Origin of the sequence: Alteromonas sp. S167, from assembly GCF_036864375.1 — a bacterium.
Lineage (GTDB): Bacteria > Pseudomonadota > Gammaproteobacteria > Enterobacterales > Alteromonadaceae > Alteromonas.
The window spans coordinates 226,561-244,183 of sequence record NZ_JAZETR010000008.1; the positions used below are offsets into that span (position 1 = coordinate 226,561).

At 42.4% G+C, this 17,623-nt stretch carries 15 protein-coding genes and 1 pseudogene; 9 read left to right on the forward strand and 7 right to left on the reverse strand.

The genetic code is table 11. The features are described from left to right. Nucleotides 1-78: 78 nt before the first annotated feature. From mlaF to murA, 7 genes are all read left to right on the forward strand, one after another. On the forward strand, nucleotides 79-879 hold the full coding sequence (gene mlaF / locus V7R35_RS13810) for a phospholipid ABC transporter ATP-binding protein MlaF (protein WP_334015484.1): 801 nt from the start codon (nucleotides 79-81) through the stop codon (nucleotides 877-879). Further along, on the forward strand, nucleotides 879-1,655 hold the full coding sequence (gene mlaE / locus V7R35_RS13815; protein ID WP_334015485.1) for a lipid asymmetry maintenance ABC transporter permease subunit MlaE: 777 nt from the start codon (nucleotides 879-881) through the stop codon (nucleotides 1,653-1,655). The genes mlaF and mlaE overlap by 1 nt, the downstream gene beginning before the upstream one ends. 9 nt (nucleotides 1,656-1,664) lie before the next feature. After that, a complete protein-coding gene (mlaD, locus tag V7R35_RS13820) occupies nucleotides 1,665-2,138 on the forward strand; it encodes an outer membrane lipid asymmetry maintenance protein MlaD (RefSeq protein WP_334015486.1) in 474 nt (157 codons plus the stop codon). Nucleotides 2,139-2,234: 96 nt separating this feature from the next. Continuing rightward, nucleotides 2,235-2,900, forward strand: coding sequence for an MlaC/ttg2D family ABC transporter substrate-binding protein (locus V7R35_RS13825; RefSeq protein WP_334015488.1), 666 nt, complete (start codon nucleotides 2,235-2,237; stop codon nucleotides 2,898-2,900). Then, nucleotides 2,897-3,205 (forward strand): STAS domain-containing protein, encoded by a 309-nt coding sequence (locus tag V7R35_RS13830; protein WP_334015489.1) that lies wholly within the window; start codon nucleotides 2,897-2,899, stop codon nucleotides 3,203-3,205. Before V7R35_RS13825 ends, V7R35_RS13830 begins: the two co-directional genes overlap by 4 nt. Nucleotides 3,206-3,234: 29 nt before the next feature. Next, a complete protein-coding gene (locus V7R35_RS13835; RefSeq protein ID WP_334015490.1) occupies nucleotides 3,235-3,492 on the forward strand; it encodes a BolA family protein in 258 nt (85 codons plus the stop codon). A 12-nt stretch (nucleotides 3,493-3,504) separates the two neighbouring features. Continuing rightward, the gene (gene murA / locus V7R35_RS13840; protein ID WP_334015491.1) at nucleotides 3,505-4,770 is read left to right on the forward strand and encodes a UDP-N-acetylglucosamine 1-carboxyvinyltransferase; all 1,266 of its coding nucleotides are present in this window, start codon (nucleotides 3,505-3,507) and stop codon (nucleotides 4,768-4,770) included. Nucleotides 4,771-4,861: 91 nt separating this feature from the next. Here murA and V7R35_RS13845 read toward each other — a convergent pair whose 3' ends face one another. The 3 genes from V7R35_RS13845 to V7R35_RS13855 form a co-directional block, all read right to left on the reverse strand. Beyond that, entirely contained in the window at nucleotides 4,862-5,932 is a 1,071-nt protein-coding gene (locus V7R35_RS13845) for a trypsin-like peptidase domain-containing protein (RefSeq protein ID WP_334015492.1), read from the reverse strand. Nucleotides 5,933-6,240: 308 nt separating this feature from the next. Next, nucleotides 6,241-7,602 (reverse strand): DegQ family serine endoprotease, encoded by a 1,362-nt coding sequence (locus V7R35_RS13850; RefSeq protein ID WP_334015508.1) that lies wholly within the window; start codon nucleotides 7,600-7,602, stop codon nucleotides 6,241-6,243. A gap of 88 nt (nucleotides 7,603-7,690) precedes the next feature. Next, on the reverse strand, nucleotides 7,691-8,128 hold the full coding sequence (locus tag V7R35_RS13855; RefSeq protein WP_334015493.1) for a ZapG family protein: 438 nt from the start codon (nucleotides 8,126-8,128) through the stop codon (nucleotides 7,691-7,693). Between the two features lie 263 nt (nucleotides 8,129-8,391). Here V7R35_RS13855 and zapE point away from each other — a divergent pair, with 263 nt between their 5' ends. Both zapE and V7R35_RS13865 read left to right on the forward strand, forming a co-directional pair. Beyond that, complete coding sequence (zapE, locus tag V7R35_RS13860; protein ID WP_334015494.1) at nucleotides 8,392-9,489, forward strand: cell division protein ZapE; 1,098 nt, start codon at nucleotides 8,392-8,394, stop codon at nucleotides 9,487-9,489. Nucleotides 9,490-9,772: 283 nt separating this feature from the next. Then, a complete protein-coding gene (locus V7R35_RS13865; RefSeq protein WP_334015495.1) occupies nucleotides 9,773-10,495 on the forward strand; it encodes a YebC/PmpR family DNA-binding transcriptional regulator in 723 nt (240 codons plus the stop codon). 105 nt (nucleotides 10,496-10,600) lie between these two features. Here V7R35_RS13865 and V7R35_RS13870 read toward each other — a convergent pair whose 3' ends face one another. The 4 genes and pseudogenes from V7R35_RS13870 to V7R35_RS13885 all read right to left on the reverse strand — a co-directional run. Continuing rightward, nucleotides 10,601-11,302 carry a M48 family metallopeptidase gene (locus tag V7R35_RS13870; protein ID WP_334015496.1) on the reverse strand — a complete coding sequence of 234 codons (702 nt, stop codon included), beginning with the start codon at nucleotides 11,300-11,302 and terminating at the stop codon, nucleotides 10,601-10,603. Then, nucleotides 11,302-14,622, reverse strand: a complete 3,321-nt coding sequence (locus tag V7R35_RS13875; protein ID WP_334015497.1) for a type I restriction endonuclease subunit R — start codon at nucleotides 14,620-14,622, stop codon at nucleotides 11,302-11,304. The genes V7R35_RS13870 and V7R35_RS13875 overlap by 1 nt, the downstream gene beginning before the upstream one ends. Beyond that, nucleotides 14,622-16,991, reverse strand: a complete 2,370-nt coding sequence (locus V7R35_RS13880) for an AAA family ATPase (protein ID WP_334015498.1) — start codon at nucleotides 16,989-16,991, stop codon at nucleotides 14,622-14,624. Before V7R35_RS13880 ends, V7R35_RS13875 begins: the two co-directional genes overlap by 1 nt. Nucleotides 16,992-17,008: 17 nt before the next feature. Then, nucleotides 17,009-17,623 (reverse strand): annotated as a pseudogene (locus V7R35_RS13885) (RNA-dependent DNA polymerase); the annotation flags it as partial.

The window sequence follows — 17,623 nt, forward strand, 5'->3', positions numbered from 1 at the left end:
AAGTTTGTAACAGCAGCGTTAAAAGCTGTGATTAGAAATTGTCAGCATTACTAGGTCAAGGGTCGACAACAAAGCGCTATGGAACATTTAGTTGAAATAGATAATCTTACCTTTAAGCGTGGTGAACGTACTATCTACGATGGTATTTCATTGAAAGTGCCAAAAGGTAAGATAACGGCCGTAATGGGGCCAAGTGGGATAGGGAAGACCACATTGCTTCGCTTGATGGGCGGACAGCTATTACCTGATGAAGGCGATGTGAGGTTTGACGGCAAATCGATTGTATCGATGTCGCGTAAATCGCTGTATGAAACTCGCCGCCGAATGAGCATGCTGTTTCAAAGCGGTGCGTTATTCACCGACATGAGCGTTTTTGACAACGTTGCGTTTCCTTTGCGTGAGCACACGTCACTTTCTGAAGATATTATTGCCACTATTGTTGCGCTAAAACTTCAGGCTGTTGGGCTTCGAGGCGCCGCTAAACTTATGCCGAGCGAGTTATCAGGCGGTATGGCGCGACGAGCGGCACTGGCGCGTGCCATTGCGTTAGACCCAGACCTCATTATGTTTGACGAGCCATTTGCAGGCCAAGATCCTATTTCAATGGGCGTACTGGTTAAGCTGATTCGCGAACTTAATGATGCACTAAACTTAACCAGCGTGGTGGTCACTCACGATGTAACTGAAGTACTGACTATTGCAGACTACATTTATATTTTGGCCGACAAACGCATTATTGGCGAAGGCACTGCGCAGCAAATCAAGGACAGCGATTCTGAGCTTGTGCAGCAGTTCTTAAAAGGGGAAGCCGATGGCCCAGTGCCATTCCACTATCCCGCTTCCGATTTGAAGGAGAGTTTTTTGGGAGCAGATAAGTAATGAAGTTCTTTCAATCGCTAGGTGCAAAAACCATAGGTAAGGTAACCGCCATCGGGCGCGCCGCGCTTATGTTGTTTGGTGCACTAGTGGCCGTACCGCGTCTTAAAAATATACCGCTTATTATTAAGCAACTTTATGTTGTGGGTGTGCAGTCGCTGCTTATCATTATGGTTTCGGGGCTGTTTATCGGCATGGTTATGGCGCTGCAAGGCTATACAATACTCGTAGACTACGGTGCAGAGGGAAGCCTTGGGCCAATGGTGGCGCTGTCGTTACTCCGTGAGTTGGGGCCAGTGGTAACTGCACTGCTGTTTGCAGGTCGTGCTGGCTCTGCACTTACAGCTGAAATTGGTTTAATGAAAGCTACAGAACAGCTAAGCAGTTTAGAAATGATGGCTGTTGACCCATTGCGTCGTATTGTTGCGCCACGTTTCTGGGCTGGCATGTTAGCCATGCCAATGTTAGCCATTATCTTCAGCGCTATTGGTATTTTAGGTGGCCATTTAGTGGGCGTTGACTGGCTAGGTGTTGATGCAGGTAGCTATTGGTCAATTATGCAGTCGACAGTAGATTGGAACCAAGATGTGATAAACGGTGTGATAAAAAGCCTTGTTTTCGCCTTGGTTGTGACCTGGATTGCCATATTTAAAGGTTATGATTCTATTCCTACGTCGGAAGGGATCAGCAAAGCAACAACTGAAACAGTTGTGTATTCATCATTAGCAGTATTAGGGCTGGATTTCGTGCTAACCGCCCTTATGTTTGGTATCGAGTAGGGGACAAATATGAACAAGTATAAAACGGAAGTAATGGTTGGCGTGTTTGTCATGCTTACAATTGGGGCGCTACTTCTATTGGCGCTCAAAGTGGCTAATCAAACAGTAGCGACTGAAGGTGATACCTACACCCTGTATGCGAAATTCGACAACATCGGCGGGCTTAAACCACGCTCGGCGGTGAAAGTAGGCGGTGTAACGGTAGGCCGTGTGTCTTCTATCTCGTTAGACCAAGAAGACTATACGCCAGTAGTTACACTATCTATTTTAAACGATTATAAAGGTTTTCCAGAAACCAGCTCGGTATCTATTTTAACGTCTGGACTTCTTGGTGAGCAGTACGTTGGTTTTCAACCAGGCTTTTCGTTCGACGGTGTAGCAGACTTAAAAGATGGCGACTATCTGCAAGACACCAAGTCGGCGCTAGTACTTGAAGATCTTATTGGCCAATTTTTATTTAACCGAGGTGGCGAAGACGAATAAGTCGTCGCACTTAGACACGATTAAACGCAGATTAGATGAAACTTTACAGTAGTTTATCTGGTCTGCACTAAAGAATGATTTGTTAGGAGAGATACTTTGAAAAAATTTATAGCGGCGATGGGCATTTTTATGATGTCAGTTGTGGGGATGGCGAATGCACAGGACGTGAATGAGCAAAACCCGTACGCATTGGTTCAGGATGTGGCGAATCGCACGTTTGAGCGTATTAAAGCAAACCAGGAGTCGATTAAGGCCGACCCAGAAATGCTGCGAACCATTATGGAAGAAGAGCTTGTGCCGCACATCGATTATAAATTCGCTGCTTTCATGGTATTAGGTAAACACTTTAAGTCTGTTCCTCAAGAGAAAATGGGCGAATACATTAGCGTATTCCGCCAATACCTTATTACCACTTACGCGGTTGCAATGGGATATTACGACAACCAAACCGTAGTGTTCGAGCCAGAATCTAGCTTTGATGACAAAAAGTCAGTAACTGTACGCGCTGTGGTTCAAGACCCTAATCGTCCAGAAATTAAAATTGCATTTAAGGTTCGTAAAGACAGCAAAACCAACGAGTGGAAAGCTTATGACATGGTGGCTGAAGGTATAAGCTTACTAAACAGTAAGCGTAGCGAGTTCGAATCTATTTTGCGTCAAGACGGCATCGACTCAGTTATTGCCCTGATGCGTGAAAAAATTGGCAAGCCAGTTGAACTTAAAACTGGCGAGCCTATTGAAGTTGAGGGAGAGGCTGAGTGAGCCTGTTCGAGGTAAACAATAAAGGTAATATCATTGTTCACGGTCACCTAGACCGTGACACCCTATCTACCAATTTCTGGCAAGGCTTAAGTAGCAGTGAGCGAAGCGTGTTAATAAATGCCAAGCAAAGTGCTATTGATTTAAGCGATGTTGAGCGAGCAGATAGTGCTGGTTTAGCATGGTTAATAAATGCGGTTAGGGATGCAAAGCAAAATGGTGTTAGCATTACGCTATTAAACATGCCTGAAAAACTCCACAAGCTAGCAAAACTTAGCAGTGCCGATAGTTTTTTACCGGTAAAATAGTGACCAATCAGCAAATTAAGAAGTAAGTTATGGAACTGTCAGAAATCGAAAAAATCTTGAAAGACGCGTTAGATCTTCACGATGTTGTTGTGAAAGGCGAAGGTTCTCATTACAACATTGTCGCGGTAAGCGATGCTTTCAGCGAGATGAGCCGTGTAAAGCGCCAGCAGGCAGTGTATGCACCTTTGGCCGATAAAATTGCTGATGGAAGCATGCATGCTATCACTATCAAGACGTTTTCAGTAAAAGACTGGGAGCGCGAGCGCCAGTTTCATATTCCTCAGTAATAGGCGACTTTCGTGGATAAACTTGTAATAAAGAAGAGCCCAGCCCTTCAGGGTGAAGTGCGTATTTCTGGCGCGAAAAACGCGGCACTTCCGCTGTTAATGACAAGCCTGTTAACAGATGCTCCTTGCCGCTACACCAATGTGCCGCGTCTTCGTGACATTAACACCACTACCGCATTGCTGCGTGAGTTAGGTGTTGAAGTAGCGCAACCTGCGCCAAACGATGTGCTAATTGATGCAAGCACTCTTGAAAGTGTGACGGCGTCGTATGAACTTGTGCGAACCATGCGTGCATCAATTTTAGTGCTCGGCCCGCTGCTTGCCAAACAGGGAAAAGCTAACGTGTCGTTGCCAGGTGGCTGTGCCATTGGTGCAAGACCTGTAAACCTTCATTTGTCTGGCCTCGAAAAAATGGGTGCGCAAATAGAAGTAGACGAAGGCTATATTCGCGCAAAAGTCGACGGCCGCCTAAAAGGCGCTCGTATCTTTATGGATATGGTAAGCGTAGGGGCTACTGAAAACCTATTAATGGCGGCTGCACTAGCAGACGGTACAACGGTACTTGAAAATGCCGCGCGCGAACCTGAAATTGTTGACCTTGCCAACTGCCTGATTCAAATGGGCGCAAAAATTACCGGTGCAGGTACCGATAAAATTACTGTCGATGGCGTTGAAAGTCTGAACGGCTGCGATTACTCAGTGTTACCAGACCGCATTGAAACAGGAACATTCCTCGTTGCTGCAGCGGTAACTGGCGGTAAAATTCGCTGTACCCATGCTGCACCTGACACGCTTGACGCTGTACTTGATAAGCTTGAACAAGCGGGTGCCAACATCACCACTGGTGACGACTGGATAGAGCTTGATATGCAAGGGCGGAAGCCAAAAGCGGTACGCGTTAAAACAGCGCCACACCCAGCATTTCCTACCGATATGCAAGCGCAGTTCGTTACCCTTAACTGTGTTGCCGAAGGTACGGGCGTAATTACTGAAACCATTTTTGAAAACCGCTTTATGCACGTACCAGAGCTACAGCGCATGGGCGCTGAAATTGCACTAGAAGCAAACTCTGCAGTGTCGAAGGGCAGTTCAGTGTTAAAAGGCGCACCAGTAATGGCGACCGACCTTCGCGCATCGGCAAGCTTAGTGATTGCTGGCCTATTGGCAGAGGGTGAAACTCACGTAAACCGCATATATCATCTAGATCGTGGTTACGAGGCCATTGAAGAGAAGCTAGGTGGTTTAGGTGCAATTATCGAGCGTGTAAAAGACGTATAGCGCGCTTAGTTATAGAAACACGCATCAAAAACAGCTAATAAAAAAGCGCGTTGTGTAAAACATACGCGCTTTTTTTATATCTGCTTATAACCTAAGGGTTAGTTCGAAGTTCGGCGACGGTGGCCTTAATTGTGAGGGGCTGACCATCTCGGCTAAGCTCTATAGTGAGCGTAGTACCGGGTTCGGTTTCGGCAATCATATCCAGGGTTTTCGATGCACTTTCAAGGCGCACGCCATCAATAGCAACAATAATGTCGCCAGGCTGAAGGCCGGCAATATCGGCAGGACTTCCTTTTGCCACAGCCGTTACGTCTATACCAGGACGATTGCGAATTTCACTGCCAATAAAGCCCAGCTGACCGCGTATAACGCGCCCGTTACTGATTATTTCGTCCATTACCCGTTTGGCTAGCGCATAGGGTACGGCAAAATTAATGCCGTCTACGTTTCTTACGCGGTTACGTGAATCTCGTACTTGGAAGTTGGCATTGGTAATACCTACTAAAATACCGTTACTATCAACCAATGCACCGCCAGAATTACCTTGGTTAAGCACCGCGTCGGTTTGAATAAAGTCGACATAGTTAGATAATCCGTTACGACCAGCACGACTGACAATACCTTGCGTGATGGTTTGGCCTAAATCAAATGGATTACCAATTGCCATAACAACGTCGCCAACCTGGGTATCTGGGTCGGCAACCTGAGGGATAATGCTAAGGTTATCTGCTGTTACTTTTAAAACTGCAAGGTCGGTAAGCGGGTCGGTGCCGGCAATTTGGGCTTCTAGTATGCGACCATCCTGTACAGCAACATAAATACTGTCTGCATTTTCAACCACGTGGTGGCACGTAAGAATATAGCCGTTTTCGGTCATAATAACGCCCGAACCTAAGCTTGCGCGCTCTCGTGGTTGATTTCTAAATAGGCCGCTGTCGTTTTCTATACTTACACTGTAAATGTTTACTACTGCTGGGGCCGAGCGACTCAAGGCGTTAAAGTAGCTTTCGCGATTTGCTCTCACCGAAGGTTCAGAAAACCAGCTTTGCGTAAAGCCATTCCCCTGACGTAAATCAGGCAAAAACAACAACAGCAATACCGCTACGGTAGTGCCAAGTAAAACAGACTTAATAACAAAGCTTAAAATTGAACGGCCAATCACGGTTTACACTTATTTGTTGAGTATGTTGTTGTGCGTTGTGATAGAGAACTGACCAATAAATGCGTTTTCCTGAGACAAAATTTTCCCAAAGACACACTTTTTGCTTAGAGGCATGGCCAACATCTACACCATTACGCAGCGTATTTATTCGAATACTGAATAAAGGATATCACTTTATTCATTAAACTACCGTAACGAAACAAAAATTTTGCATGTGTGCTAATCCGAGTTGAGGCAATATATGGCGTATAAAAAGAAAGGGCGCTAAAGAGCGCCCTTAACTGTACAGTTTGTAAAGCGTAAAAATATTACTGGCGGATAACCAAGTATAAAGTAGAGCTACCGCGTTTAACATTTAACGCAATCACGCCTTTTGCTTCATCTAGTGCATTTCTGAATTCGGCCACGCTTGATGTGCGCACGCGGTTTACGCCAATAATAACGTCTTCAGCTTGTAAGCCAATGCGTGCAGCTGGTGCGCCGCGTTCAATCTCAGATACCATTACACCTGCATTGCCGTCGGCATCTTCACCGTTGGCAAGCGTAGCGCCTTCCAGTGCTGGATGAATTTGCGCAGCAGTAACCGTTGTATCGGTTGCGTCATCAAGCACTACATCCACATTCATTGTTTTGCCTTTACGCATAACCGTTAGCTCAACTTCAGCACCTGCGCCCATGCTAGCAATTTTGGCGCGCAGCTCTTGGAAGCTGCTTAACTGACGACCGTTAATGGCAGTAATAATATCACCCGCTTGTAGGCCGCCTTTATCAGCTGCTGAGTCTGGCTGAACTTCGCTAACAAAAGCGCCAATGTTAACTTCGGCATTCATTGCTTCGGCAAGACCCGCGTCGATGTCGCTACCCAATATGCCTAGTAAGCCACGGCGCACTTCGCCGTATTCAGCAATTTGGTCTACAAGGTTTTTCATCATGTTGGCAGGAATAGCGAAGCCGATACCCACGTTGCCACCATTAGGACCGAATATAGCGGTATTGATACCAACAAGCTCACCGTGCAAATTTACCAGTGCGCCACCTGAGTTGCCGCGGTTTATAGCAGCATCGGTTTGAATAAAGTCTTCGTAGCCACCAATGTTCAAGCCAGAACGACCCAGCGCGCTAACAATACCCGAGGTTACGGTTTGAGACAGGCCAAATGGGTTACCAATAGCCACGACAAAATCGCCAACGCGCAATGCGTCAGAGTCGGCAAGCGGTAGCGCTTTTAAATCGTCGGGTTCAATTTTAAGTAGTGCAATATCGCTTTGCTCATCAGAGCCCAGCTTTTTAGCCTTGAATTCACGGCCATCGGTGAGTTTTACTGTAATTTCGTCTGCATTATCAACCACGTGGTTGTTGGTAACCACATAGCCGTTTTCCGCATCAATAATTACGCCCGAGCCTAAACCGCGAAATGGGCGCTCTTGCACTTGTTCCTGTGGGGCGCCAAAGAAGTAGCGGAACATCTCTGGTACGCGCTGGCGCGAGGTTTGTGTTCCCTCTACCGCAATGCTCACTACCGCTGGGGTAGCTTCTTCAAGCATAGGGGCTAAAGAGGGAACTTCATCTTTCTTATCTGAAAAAAACGGTAACGCCGCCTGTGTGCTAACAGTAAAGCCCAATGAACTTACAACAACGGCAGACGCCAATAAACAATGGCGGAAAGACATTTTCATGTTCGCTTACACTCCTTCATGTTAAATGCGACATAGCATGATTTAAATAAAAGAGCCTGAGGGCAGTGAAAAGTTCCCGATGTTACTGTTTTTCTGCGTTATTCTGCTCGGTTCTGCCGACGAATAACCCAGAGCCAGCATTAGCAAAGTCTTTTGGTTGCGTATCAGAAACGCGCTTCACTCGTGCCTTATCAGACTGTTTAAGATTATTTCGTAAATACGTTGTGGCTTGTTCGCCGTAAAAAGGTACTTTGTTGCCTTCTTCGTCGCTGCCTTGTTCTAGCAACAATTCATATTCTTCAATTTGCTGTTTAAGCACTTCGCACTGGTTTTCAATGCTTTCTAGGCTTTGACGGGTTTGATGAATATGGTGCTGTGCCTGCTGCGCAAGAATTTCTTTCACTTGCTTTTCAGTTTGCGCTGCATTGCCTGCACCTTGTTTTTGCTGGAAAAAACGGCCTACAAAAAAACCAATGACTAAGCCAACAATTAACAAAGCAAGAGATACTAACAATTCCATTAAATTCTCCGAATCAATCTACATCTTGCAGCGCGTTAAATTATTACGGTAATCGCACTGCTTTCGACCACACTTTGAATATAGCAAGGTCGAACCCGAAAAGCGCATACAACATGACGTTTTTTCAATGTTCATGATATAGCACAATTAACTGAGTGCGATTCTACCGTGATTTCCAGTAAAATTAAGGTCATAATTGAGAAATTCAAGCAGGTCGGTGCAGCATGCGCCGCTATTGACTTTTGTACGGAGTGGTTTAGGCGATGACGCCATGGGAAAAATATCAGCTAGATCTTCAGTCGTCTGATTTTCATTATGACGCGGCACAAGAAAACGCAGTAAAAGAACTTCAGCGTTTATACGACGAACTCACTCAGCCAAAGAAAAAAGTAACGTGGCGAGTAAAATTGAAAGCCGCGTTTGGAAAAGGCTATTCGAAACCGGGTATTCAAGGCATTTACTTTTACGGCGGCGTTGGGCGAGGAAAAACCTATTTAGTTGATACCTTTTATGACTGCTTGCCGTTTGAGAAAAAAATGCGTGTGCATTTTCACCGTTTTATGTACCGCGTACACGATGAACTTAAACAGCTTAAAAGTGCCCAAGACCCTCTTAAAATAGTCGCGGCTAAGCTAGCTAAAGAAGCTCGCGTAATATGTTTTGACGAGTTTTTTGTGTCTGATATTACCGATGCCATGATTCTAGGAACATTAATGGAAGAGCTGTTTGGGCACGGTATTGTGCTGGTGGCCACATCGAACATTGTTCCGGACGACTTATACAAAAACGGACTGCAGCGCGCACGTTTTCTGCCTGCTATCGATTTGTTAAACCAAAATACCCGTGTTGTGAATGTAGACAGCGGCATTGACTACAGGTTGCGCACGTTAGAACAAGCGGAAATTTATCATTACCCGCTAGATGCACAGGCCACAGAAAACCTGCATAGCTACTTTACACAGCTTGCTCCAGAAGAAGGTACCAGTGGCGAAGATATTGATGTAAACAATCGCAAAATTACCACGCTTCGAAATGCAGATGGCGTGCTGATGATTGATTTTAAAAACCTGTGTGGCGGCCCGCGCAGTCAAAGCGATTACATTGAACTAAGCCGTTGTTATCACTCGGTGTTGCTGGCAAATGTAAAACAAATGGGGCAGCACAATGACGATGTTGCACGACGTTTTATTGCCATGGTAGATGAGTTTTATGAGCGTAACGTAAAGCTTATTATTTCTGCAGAGGTGGCACTTGAAGATTTGTATACAGAAGGCTTGTTAAACTTTGAATTTAGACGCTGCCTTAGTCGATTAAAGGAAATGCAGTCGCACGATTATTTGGCGACGGAGCATTTACCTTAAACCTACTGAAATTTAGCGTTTGCTATAAAGCGAGTGCTGTAGCCAACTAAAACGCCATTAAGGCTGTATTGTTGGGTATAAAATAGGGTAGAATTTTGCCACTTTTTTTTGTGTTTGCGACTATGTCGCTAATCTTGCGATACACGAGTATTGCATAGCCAAGTTTCAAAGCTTAGGTAGCAGAGCTTAATTAGCAGAGTTTAGCCTGCTAAGCTTAGAAAGCCGCACAGTAGCCTATATAACCGCAACGCAGCATTCCAATTGCGAGAAAGAGAATTTTAAGATGGGAAGAGCATTCGAAGTACGTAAAAACGCCATGGCAAAAACTGCCGGCCAAAAAACGAAAGTATATTCTAAGTACGGTAAAGAAATTTACGTGTGTGCGAAAAACGGTGGTGCCGATCCTGACACTAACCTATCGCTGCGCCGTTTAATGGAAAAAGCAAAGAAAGACCAGGTGCCAAGCCACGTAATTGAAAAAGCCATCGATAAAGCAGCGGGTGGTGCAGGTGAAGACTTCCAGCCTATGCGTTACGAAGGCTTTGGCCCGGGTAACTGCATGGTAATTGTTGACTGTCTATCTGATAACGCTAACCGTACTATTACTGAAGTGCGTAACTGCTTTACAAAGACAAACGCAAAACTGGGTGCACAAGGTGCGGTATCGCACATGTTCGATCACCAAGCGGTATTCCAGTTTGAAGGCGACGATGAAGACGCTATTCTTGAAGTACTGATGGAAGCAGACGTAGACGTAACTGACGTTGAAGTAGATGACGGCAAGGTAACGGTTTACGCTCCTCACACAGAGTTCTATCAAGTTAAAACAGCGCTTACGGAAGCTTATCCAGACATTAACTTCATTGCAGAAGAAATGAGTTGGATGCCACAAACTGAAACAGAGATCAGTGAAGACGATATGCCGATGTTCGAAAAATTCATGGATATGCTAAACGACTGTGACGACGTACAAGACGTTTACCACAACGCGGTGACACCTAACTAAATGATTTGAGTAAATAAAACGTTTACTGGGATTAAATAAGTCGTTTACAGTAAATAAAGCGTTTAATAGATAGCTAAAGCCCACTTTAAAGTGGGCTTTTTAGTTTTACAGTGTCATCCCAGCGCCGTTAAATTTAAGCCACTTCTTGGCTTCACCATAGTCTGGCATTACTTTTTCTATCGTGCGCCAAAATTTGGGAGAATGGCTTTTGTCTTCTAGATGAGCAAGCTCGTGAACAATAACGTAGTCTAATACGCTTAAAGGCAACATGGCACACTTCCAATGAAGGTTTATTGCTCCTTTCGAGGTGCATGACCCCCAGCGGTTTTGTAATTCCATAACTCGAATGCTGGCAGGTTTCAGTTTCATTTTTGGCTGGTAGAGCTTAAGCCTTTCATCTAAACGCTGCTGTAATTTCGTTTTGTAAAAGTTCTTAAAGTGATCAGGGGCGTTAGCCACTTCTGAATCCAACAACTTAAATTGGCCGTAATGAAAAGTTAGAGGCTCTGATTGGTCTTTCACTAGTTGCAGACGGTAGTTTCTGCCAAAATATAAAAAACTTTCACCGTTAACATACTCTCGATGGATTCGAGTTCTGTTAAGGTCCTCCCACTCGGCTAGGCTCTTATAAATCCAGCTTCTCTTAGACTCTATGATCTGTTCAATTTTCTCGACATCAAATGGTGATGGCGCTATCACTAAAACGGTACCATCACGTTCAATGTAAATACTTGTTGTCTTCCTATCACTTTTCTTTAGTTTGTAGCTGATATCCTTATATGTGCTGACATTTAAAGTATCTGCCACTAATTACCATCCTGTTGTTTTCTGTTAGACAAAATATCTAGCTCTCTTCTTTTGGCTAGATTCAATAACTCTGTTGTTACTAGCTCAAATGATTCTTCTAGTGCCGGAACGTCACTCAATATAAATACTTCTTGGATTTTACCTTCAAGTTCATCAACCATATTAGGGCGATCCCAGAAGTTTAACCCTTCAATTTTATTAGCCATTATTTCTAGTATTTGTTCAACAATACTCTTAACGGCTTCCATCTCACTTGGCTGGCAAGACCCATCAAACGCCAACTCAACGATTAGATCAGTAAACGGATCTCCAGCGGATGAATCATCACCTCTACCTTCATCTATTTCTTCTCTTAATTCATCCAAGTGAAGCAGCATCTGATCCCACTGTTCATTGTACTTCTTAAGAATATCATCGAGCTTTTCACTGAAGCGCTTGTACATTACAGGGTCATCAGATTCATTCACTTTACAATGCTTACGAATAGCATGTTCCATTTCACTAGCCGCAGCTCGATCATCCTTATGCTCTTTTAAGGTGGTTATGAATTTGTCTGAGAATAGCTCTACAGGTGGCACTTTAGGGTTAATACCTAGGCTAATTAGGTGTTCATTAACTAGCTTGCGAACTTTTTCACCAGCACCAGTAATATTGATAGAGTCATCTTTATACCGCTCCCTCGCTCTAGCTTGTAGATGACTAAATTGGTACATAGGTATTTTGTATGGATGTGCCAGTTTGTTTGGCAAAATAATATCCATACTTTGCATGAATTTCTTAAGGTAGACATTAAAGCTATCGCGAGTTTTAACATCCTCTAAAGTTTGAATAACGGACTCTGTAACTTTGTACCTTTCAATATCTGAAGTTAGCTTTTGTTGGACGAGACTTTCTATTTGTGAGATATCTTTATCTTCAAATAGTTGAATCAACTGCCTATAACGACTTTGAAGTACAGGCATTTCAGACTCGACCGATTTAAACGTATCTAAAATGTCTTTTTGATCTTTGCCTGAGTATAGCGATAGCGCTTCTTTTAGATTCTCAGTTAAGCCTATGTAATCGACAACATACCCAACTGTTTTACCGGGATATGTTCTATTAACACGAGCTATTGTTTGCAGTAAGTTATGTTCTTTTAGCTTCTTATCAATGTACATAACCTGTTCAATAGGCGCATCAAAACCAGTAAGAAGCATGTCACAAACTATTAAGAATCCGATGCCTGTATCTGGCTTGTCGTAATTAAATTTCTTCTTAAAGTTTTCCACCGCATTACGTTTGCGAGACTCGTTCCTAGCAGCAACAAATGAAGCCTTTTCATTCGTTCCATCAGAAGAAATGACAACCATAGCATCGAGAAACTCAACCTGTTTGAGTAGCTCTTTATCCTGTTCTTCAGTAGATTTTTGCTTTTCTTCTTCTGCCCAGTCATTAAGCGCTTTTCTAATAAACTTTTGATAGTGCAATGCCGCTTGTTTTGAAGAGCAAACAACCTGAGCTTTATAGCCACTAGGCAACACTTTTTGTATATAGTGATTAACAAGGTCGTTAGATATTTCTTCAATACGATCTTCAGCTTCTAATATATCGCCAGTTGCACCATACTTTTTGCGGATTGCAGCTATTTCCTCATCGGTTCTTTCTTTAAATAAGTTTTCAAATTTTGTATCAAAACCATGTTTATCATAGATTGCTGAGTCGGCTGTTTTGCCCTCATACAATATTTGCAGAGTAGCACCATCATCTACGGCATCTTGCAGCTTGTATTCATCAATATACGGTTCATCAGGGTTATTGCCAAAGCGCTTCCAAGTTGGATCATTATGATGGTCGGCAATTAAAGGGGTACCAGTAAACGCCAAGCGAGTTGCATTGGGGAATGCATCGAACATATTGTCCGACAAACTAGCTTTATCTTGTCCTGTTTTCTGTGTACGGTGCGCTTCATCAATCATGATAAGCACTTTGTCTGATGGATTAACCTCGCCAAAGCTTTCAAATAGCTTCACAACACTGTCTTTGTCAACTTCAGAAGAATACCCAGAAGAAGATTCTGCGACAGATTTACCCAAAGCTTCATTTAGATAGTCTGGCGTATTTCTGTTATACGCTTCTCTAAACTTATGCACCATTACCATATTCAGAGTTGAGCGATCATCACACAGCTCAGTTTTAACTTCATCACTGCTAGAAATGCGATAAACCTTTTCGCCTGTTAAATCAGCCGTTTCACCAAGCTGTTTATCTAGATCTTTCCGGTCATTGACCATCAATACTTTGTAATCTTTCAAGTCTTCGGTACTACGCATTTTGCGTACTAAAAAGACCATTGTTAGAGACTTACCGCTACCTTGTGTATGCCAAACGACACCAGAGCGTTCATCACTTGTCTCACCAGTTCTAATTCGTTGAATAATCTTATTAACCGCACGATATTGCTGATAGCGAGCAACAACCTTTATACGTTGCTTTCCAGCATCCATGAATAATGTAAAGTTATTTGTAATATCTATAAGGTTTCTTGGGTGCAACATACCTTGAACAAGCGTTTCTTGTTTACGATGCTTCCCTGTCGTGGGGTCTACATAAGGAGTATCATCTGGGTAAATTGTTTTCCAATTAAAATAATACTCTTCTGTTGATGTAACTGTACCGAACTTGGCGTTGTCACCATATGTGCCAATCATTAATTGATTGGTATAAAAAAGTTTTTCTTCTCCTTCAATCAGTTGAGAACCTTCCGGCTCCCTTAGGTCAGCATATCGCCTTAATTGCTCTATTGATTGATTCATTGGGTCTGACGTAAAGCTATTTACATCTTTACATTCAATAACAACCAGAGGGAGGCCGTTAACAAACAAAACAATGTCAGGAACGATGCAACCTTTAACGCCAGCAGGGGTATCAATACGAAACTGATTTATTGCAACAAATCGGTTGGCCTTCCAATTATCAAAATCAATAATCTTAACTGTAGGGTTCTGCTCACCAGTTACGGTGTTCTCATCTACCTGCCACTTTTTGATTCGCTCCATAAACTCTTGATTGTTTTCAAGCAGGCTCTTAACACCAAAGTCAGTGAAGTCTTCATAAAGTCCATCTATTTGAGCATCAGTTAACCAACATTGGCCATCAATAATGTTAAGTGTACTAATAGCCTTGGCAAACTCTCTCTGAATAACACATTCTCTGAAGTGTTTACGATAACTGATACTAGGATCATTAGGAATAACACTAGAGGAATGCTCAATAACTTGCCATCCCATAGCTGCCAGTTGATTTAGAAGAGGCTTTTCTACAAATACATATTCAGACATTAAACCTCTCCCACTGGCTCTGGCACTAGCTCATAAAACACGAACTCTAAAAAGCTAGCAATCGTAGTCCTTTGATTTTCTATATCGTCATCCATCCAAACATGATGCTCAGGGTTAAGCTCTTCGCGCCAATCATGCAATTGCTTTGCAATATCCTGCGATACTATTTTTTCTTCGCTCAATGCATCAATCCGCTTACTTAACGATTCATTAGTAATTTGTTTTTTACGTATCTGTTTCGAAAACCTTAAACTTAGAACTTCTTCAAGATAAACACGTGGCTTACAACTTAATTTATCAATATTTCGTTCAACAAAATCGATTAACTCTTCAGTGTTTAAATGGTGAGCTGATTTTAGAAAGGCACTTTTGTTCCCTACTTCAAGATATGAACCTTGAGCATTTTTCTTAATTTCGATTAAAGCAATATCACTCTTTGAAAACCCATGCACCTTTAAAAAGTTCGCTACCCCATCCTTGAAGTGGCTAAGCATTATTACTTGTCGGCACCTATCTGCCAACTTCACTAACTTACTATGCGTTTGCCCGACTCTGTTCTCATCAAATGAGGTTACTGGGTCATCAAAAACAATAATTGTTTTACCTAAGACTTCGTCTTCAAGTGAGTCCAGTGATGCTAAAAAAATTGATAAACCAAGAGATCGCCTATCAGATTCACTAAAAATTTTATCTAAATCGCTCTCGGCAATGCCAGTCCCTTTAAACTTTACTTTAAAGCTATAAATGGGTTTATTGCCAAGAGGTTCAGGCTTATATTCAAGTTTAAAGTCTCTACTACCTAAATCATTAAAATGCTTATTAATTTTAGAGAAATACAGATTCAAAAAGGCGCTTTGTTCATTCCGTAGCGATTCTTTTAGCTTTGGAATATCGCCCTCAAGATCGCAGATGCTTTTTGATAAAGAGATGTGCTCTTCACAGGCGTCATTCTTTTCGTATCGTTCAATTTTTAGCGCAATGTCTTTACCTTGCTGTGCAAGGCGTTCAAGATCTTTTTCAATTTGGTCAACTTCAAATCTAGCTTTGAATTCGTTAGCTCGTTTATTAAACGAAGAGTAAAAAGTGTTTAGACTGTTTATGTCGTTGTATAAGTTATTTAGCTGTTGATCTAGTTCAGCAGCCTCAACCGTTTCGAACTCTGCTTTAGGGTTCGCCAATTTAGCATCAATCTTTGCAGTAAATGCTTCTACTATTTGATTTACTATTAAGGTTATTTGTTCGATCTTCCCTTGTATGGCTTCATGAGAGATTCTGATATTGTTTACAGTATCAGGAATTTCATGTTCATTAGAAAGCTCTGGGTAGCTATCAAGAATTAAACTAGCGCTAGCTATTGAAGAATCAAGTTTCTCCAGCCAGTTCGCACCCAGCAAGTGCTGATGCCTCTCAATTGTTGTTTTCACAAAACTTTCATGCCTAGCAAACTGGTCATCAAAACATTGTCGATATAAATCCAGTAACTCATTTGCTTGTGGTGTAATTGCCTGCCCACAAAAATGACAGTTATCACCATCAAGTAAACTTAAGCCTTGTTTAATCCATTGTTCAGCACCTTCAGGCTTAACAAAATGTTTTTCAATATGACGATTTAATTCTGCTTTGGCTGCCTCATGTGGGTTGTCTAGCCCGGTTTTCAGTACAGTGTTAATTGCCGTTACCGCTTCACTAAAGTCTGTAGCTACTTTAAGCGGAAATAGATTCTTTCTTTTCCTAATCGCCTTACTTGCTTTCTTTTGTGAGTTAAGCAAAGCATATTCTTCACGTTTTTTGTCTAGTCCTTCTTTGGTAGCGTCTATATCCGCAATTACAGGTTCAGCTATAAATGATTTTAGGTCATCAACTTTTGAAAACTCGCTCTGAACTAACTTTTTGAGATCTGACTTCTTCTCTTTTAGTTCTTTATTTTTCGCTGCGATGTTTTCTGCTTCAGCTACACCTTGCGACCCCAAGATAAAATCGCTAAAGCTCTCTTTGGTGTTGCGAGTTAGTGTGCGACCCAAGAAAACATTTTTGTGGTAGAAAGCATCATCGTAAACTGCTAGCCTTAAATGATCGGGTAATTTATTTTTCCAGTCATTGTTGTTAAAGATAGCTTTTATTTCTTTCTTGCCATCAGCACCTAAAAAGTTCAGTTCGACCTTTTGTGTTGTTCCATCGTCAGGAATGCTCTTTCGGGCGCTTATGGTAGTTGACTCACCAGAATTGAGCGATGAAAAAATATCACCCAACGTGCTTTTTCCGTATGTATTTCTACCATAAACGAGCGTAAGCTTTTCAAACTGGCTTTGGCGACCATTGCAGTCTTTATAGGTGCCAATATTTTTTATTGTGGAAATCCGTTTTAACAAAATATCTCCCTAACTCACTAATATGCAAAGCTTTGCACATCAACAAGTAAGTCTTTAACTTGTTTATTTATTCTTTTATTAAATTCAAACTCAACTTCGACTTTTCTCAGCTTACTGACATTGACCTTAAAGTAGTCCGTTAGGACTTTTTTCTTTTGCGCTAATGTATATTCATCGAAATTTGGAATATAACTTGTTTCGTATTTTCTGTGGCTCAGCTCTTTGAATGCCCTGACGAACTTTTTAGGCTGAATAGACACGTTAAAGCGTTTAATAAGCTTACTTACATAATGATCAAGCGTATGTAACAGTTGTTCATCATTAATCTCTGAAAAGAAAAACAGCCAACCTTTGGCTTTATTGTCGAAAACACAACCCGTAATCCGAAGGTTAAGTCGCCAAAGTAAAAACTCTTCACTTTTCTGTTTTGAATGTTTGTAACTGGTAAAAATAGATACAAGTGAATGCTTCAACCTTTCAATAGAGCCAAGCCTAGCGCTAATTGTTGAGTCGTAAAAGTGATAACCTAAATAGTCAAAAGAACGCCCTAATTGCTCGATGGTGGACTTATCTGGGCGCTTGATAGGGTCGTACATTTTCAACCCGATACGACCAAACCGTTTCCTTATATC

What these genes read in the sequence shown, in the direction of transcription:
- mlaF (WP_334015484.1), top strand. Translation starts at nt 79, where the DNA reads ATGGAACATTTAGTTGAAATAGATAATCTTACCTTTAAGCGTGGTGAA.
- mlaE (WP_334015485.1), top strand. Translation starts at nt 879, where the DNA reads ATGAAGTTCTTTCAATCGCTAGGTGCAAAAACCATAGGTAAGGTAACC.
- mlaD (WP_334015486.1), top strand. Translation starts at nt 1,665, where the DNA reads ATGAACAAGTATAAAACGGAAGTAATGGTTGGCGTGTTTGTCATGCTT.
- V7R35_RS13835 (WP_334015490.1), top strand. Translation starts at nt 3,235, where the DNA reads ATGGAACTGTCAGAAATCGAAAAAATCTTGAAAGACGCGTTAGATCTT.
- V7R35_RS13850 (WP_334015508.1), bottom strand. Translation starts at nt 7,602, where the DNA reads ATGTCTTTCCGCCATTGTTTATTGGCGTCTGCCGTTGTTGTAAGTTCA.
- V7R35_RS13855 (WP_334015493.1), bottom strand. Translation starts at nt 8,128, where the DNA reads ATGGAATTGTTAGTATCTCTTGCTTTGTTAATTGTTGGCTTAGTCATT.
- zapE (WP_334015494.1), top strand. Translation starts at nt 8,392, where the DNA reads ATGACGCCATGGGAAAAATATCAGCTAGATCTTCAGTCGTCTGATTTT.
- V7R35_RS13865 (WP_334015495.1), top strand. Translation starts at nt 9,773, where the DNA reads ATGGGAAGAGCATTCGAAGTACGTAAAAACGCCATGGCAAAAACTGCC.
- V7R35_RS13875 (WP_334015497.1), bottom strand. Translation starts at nt 14,622, where the DNA reads ATGTCTGAATATGTATTTGTAGAAAAGCCTCTTCTAAATCAACTGGCA.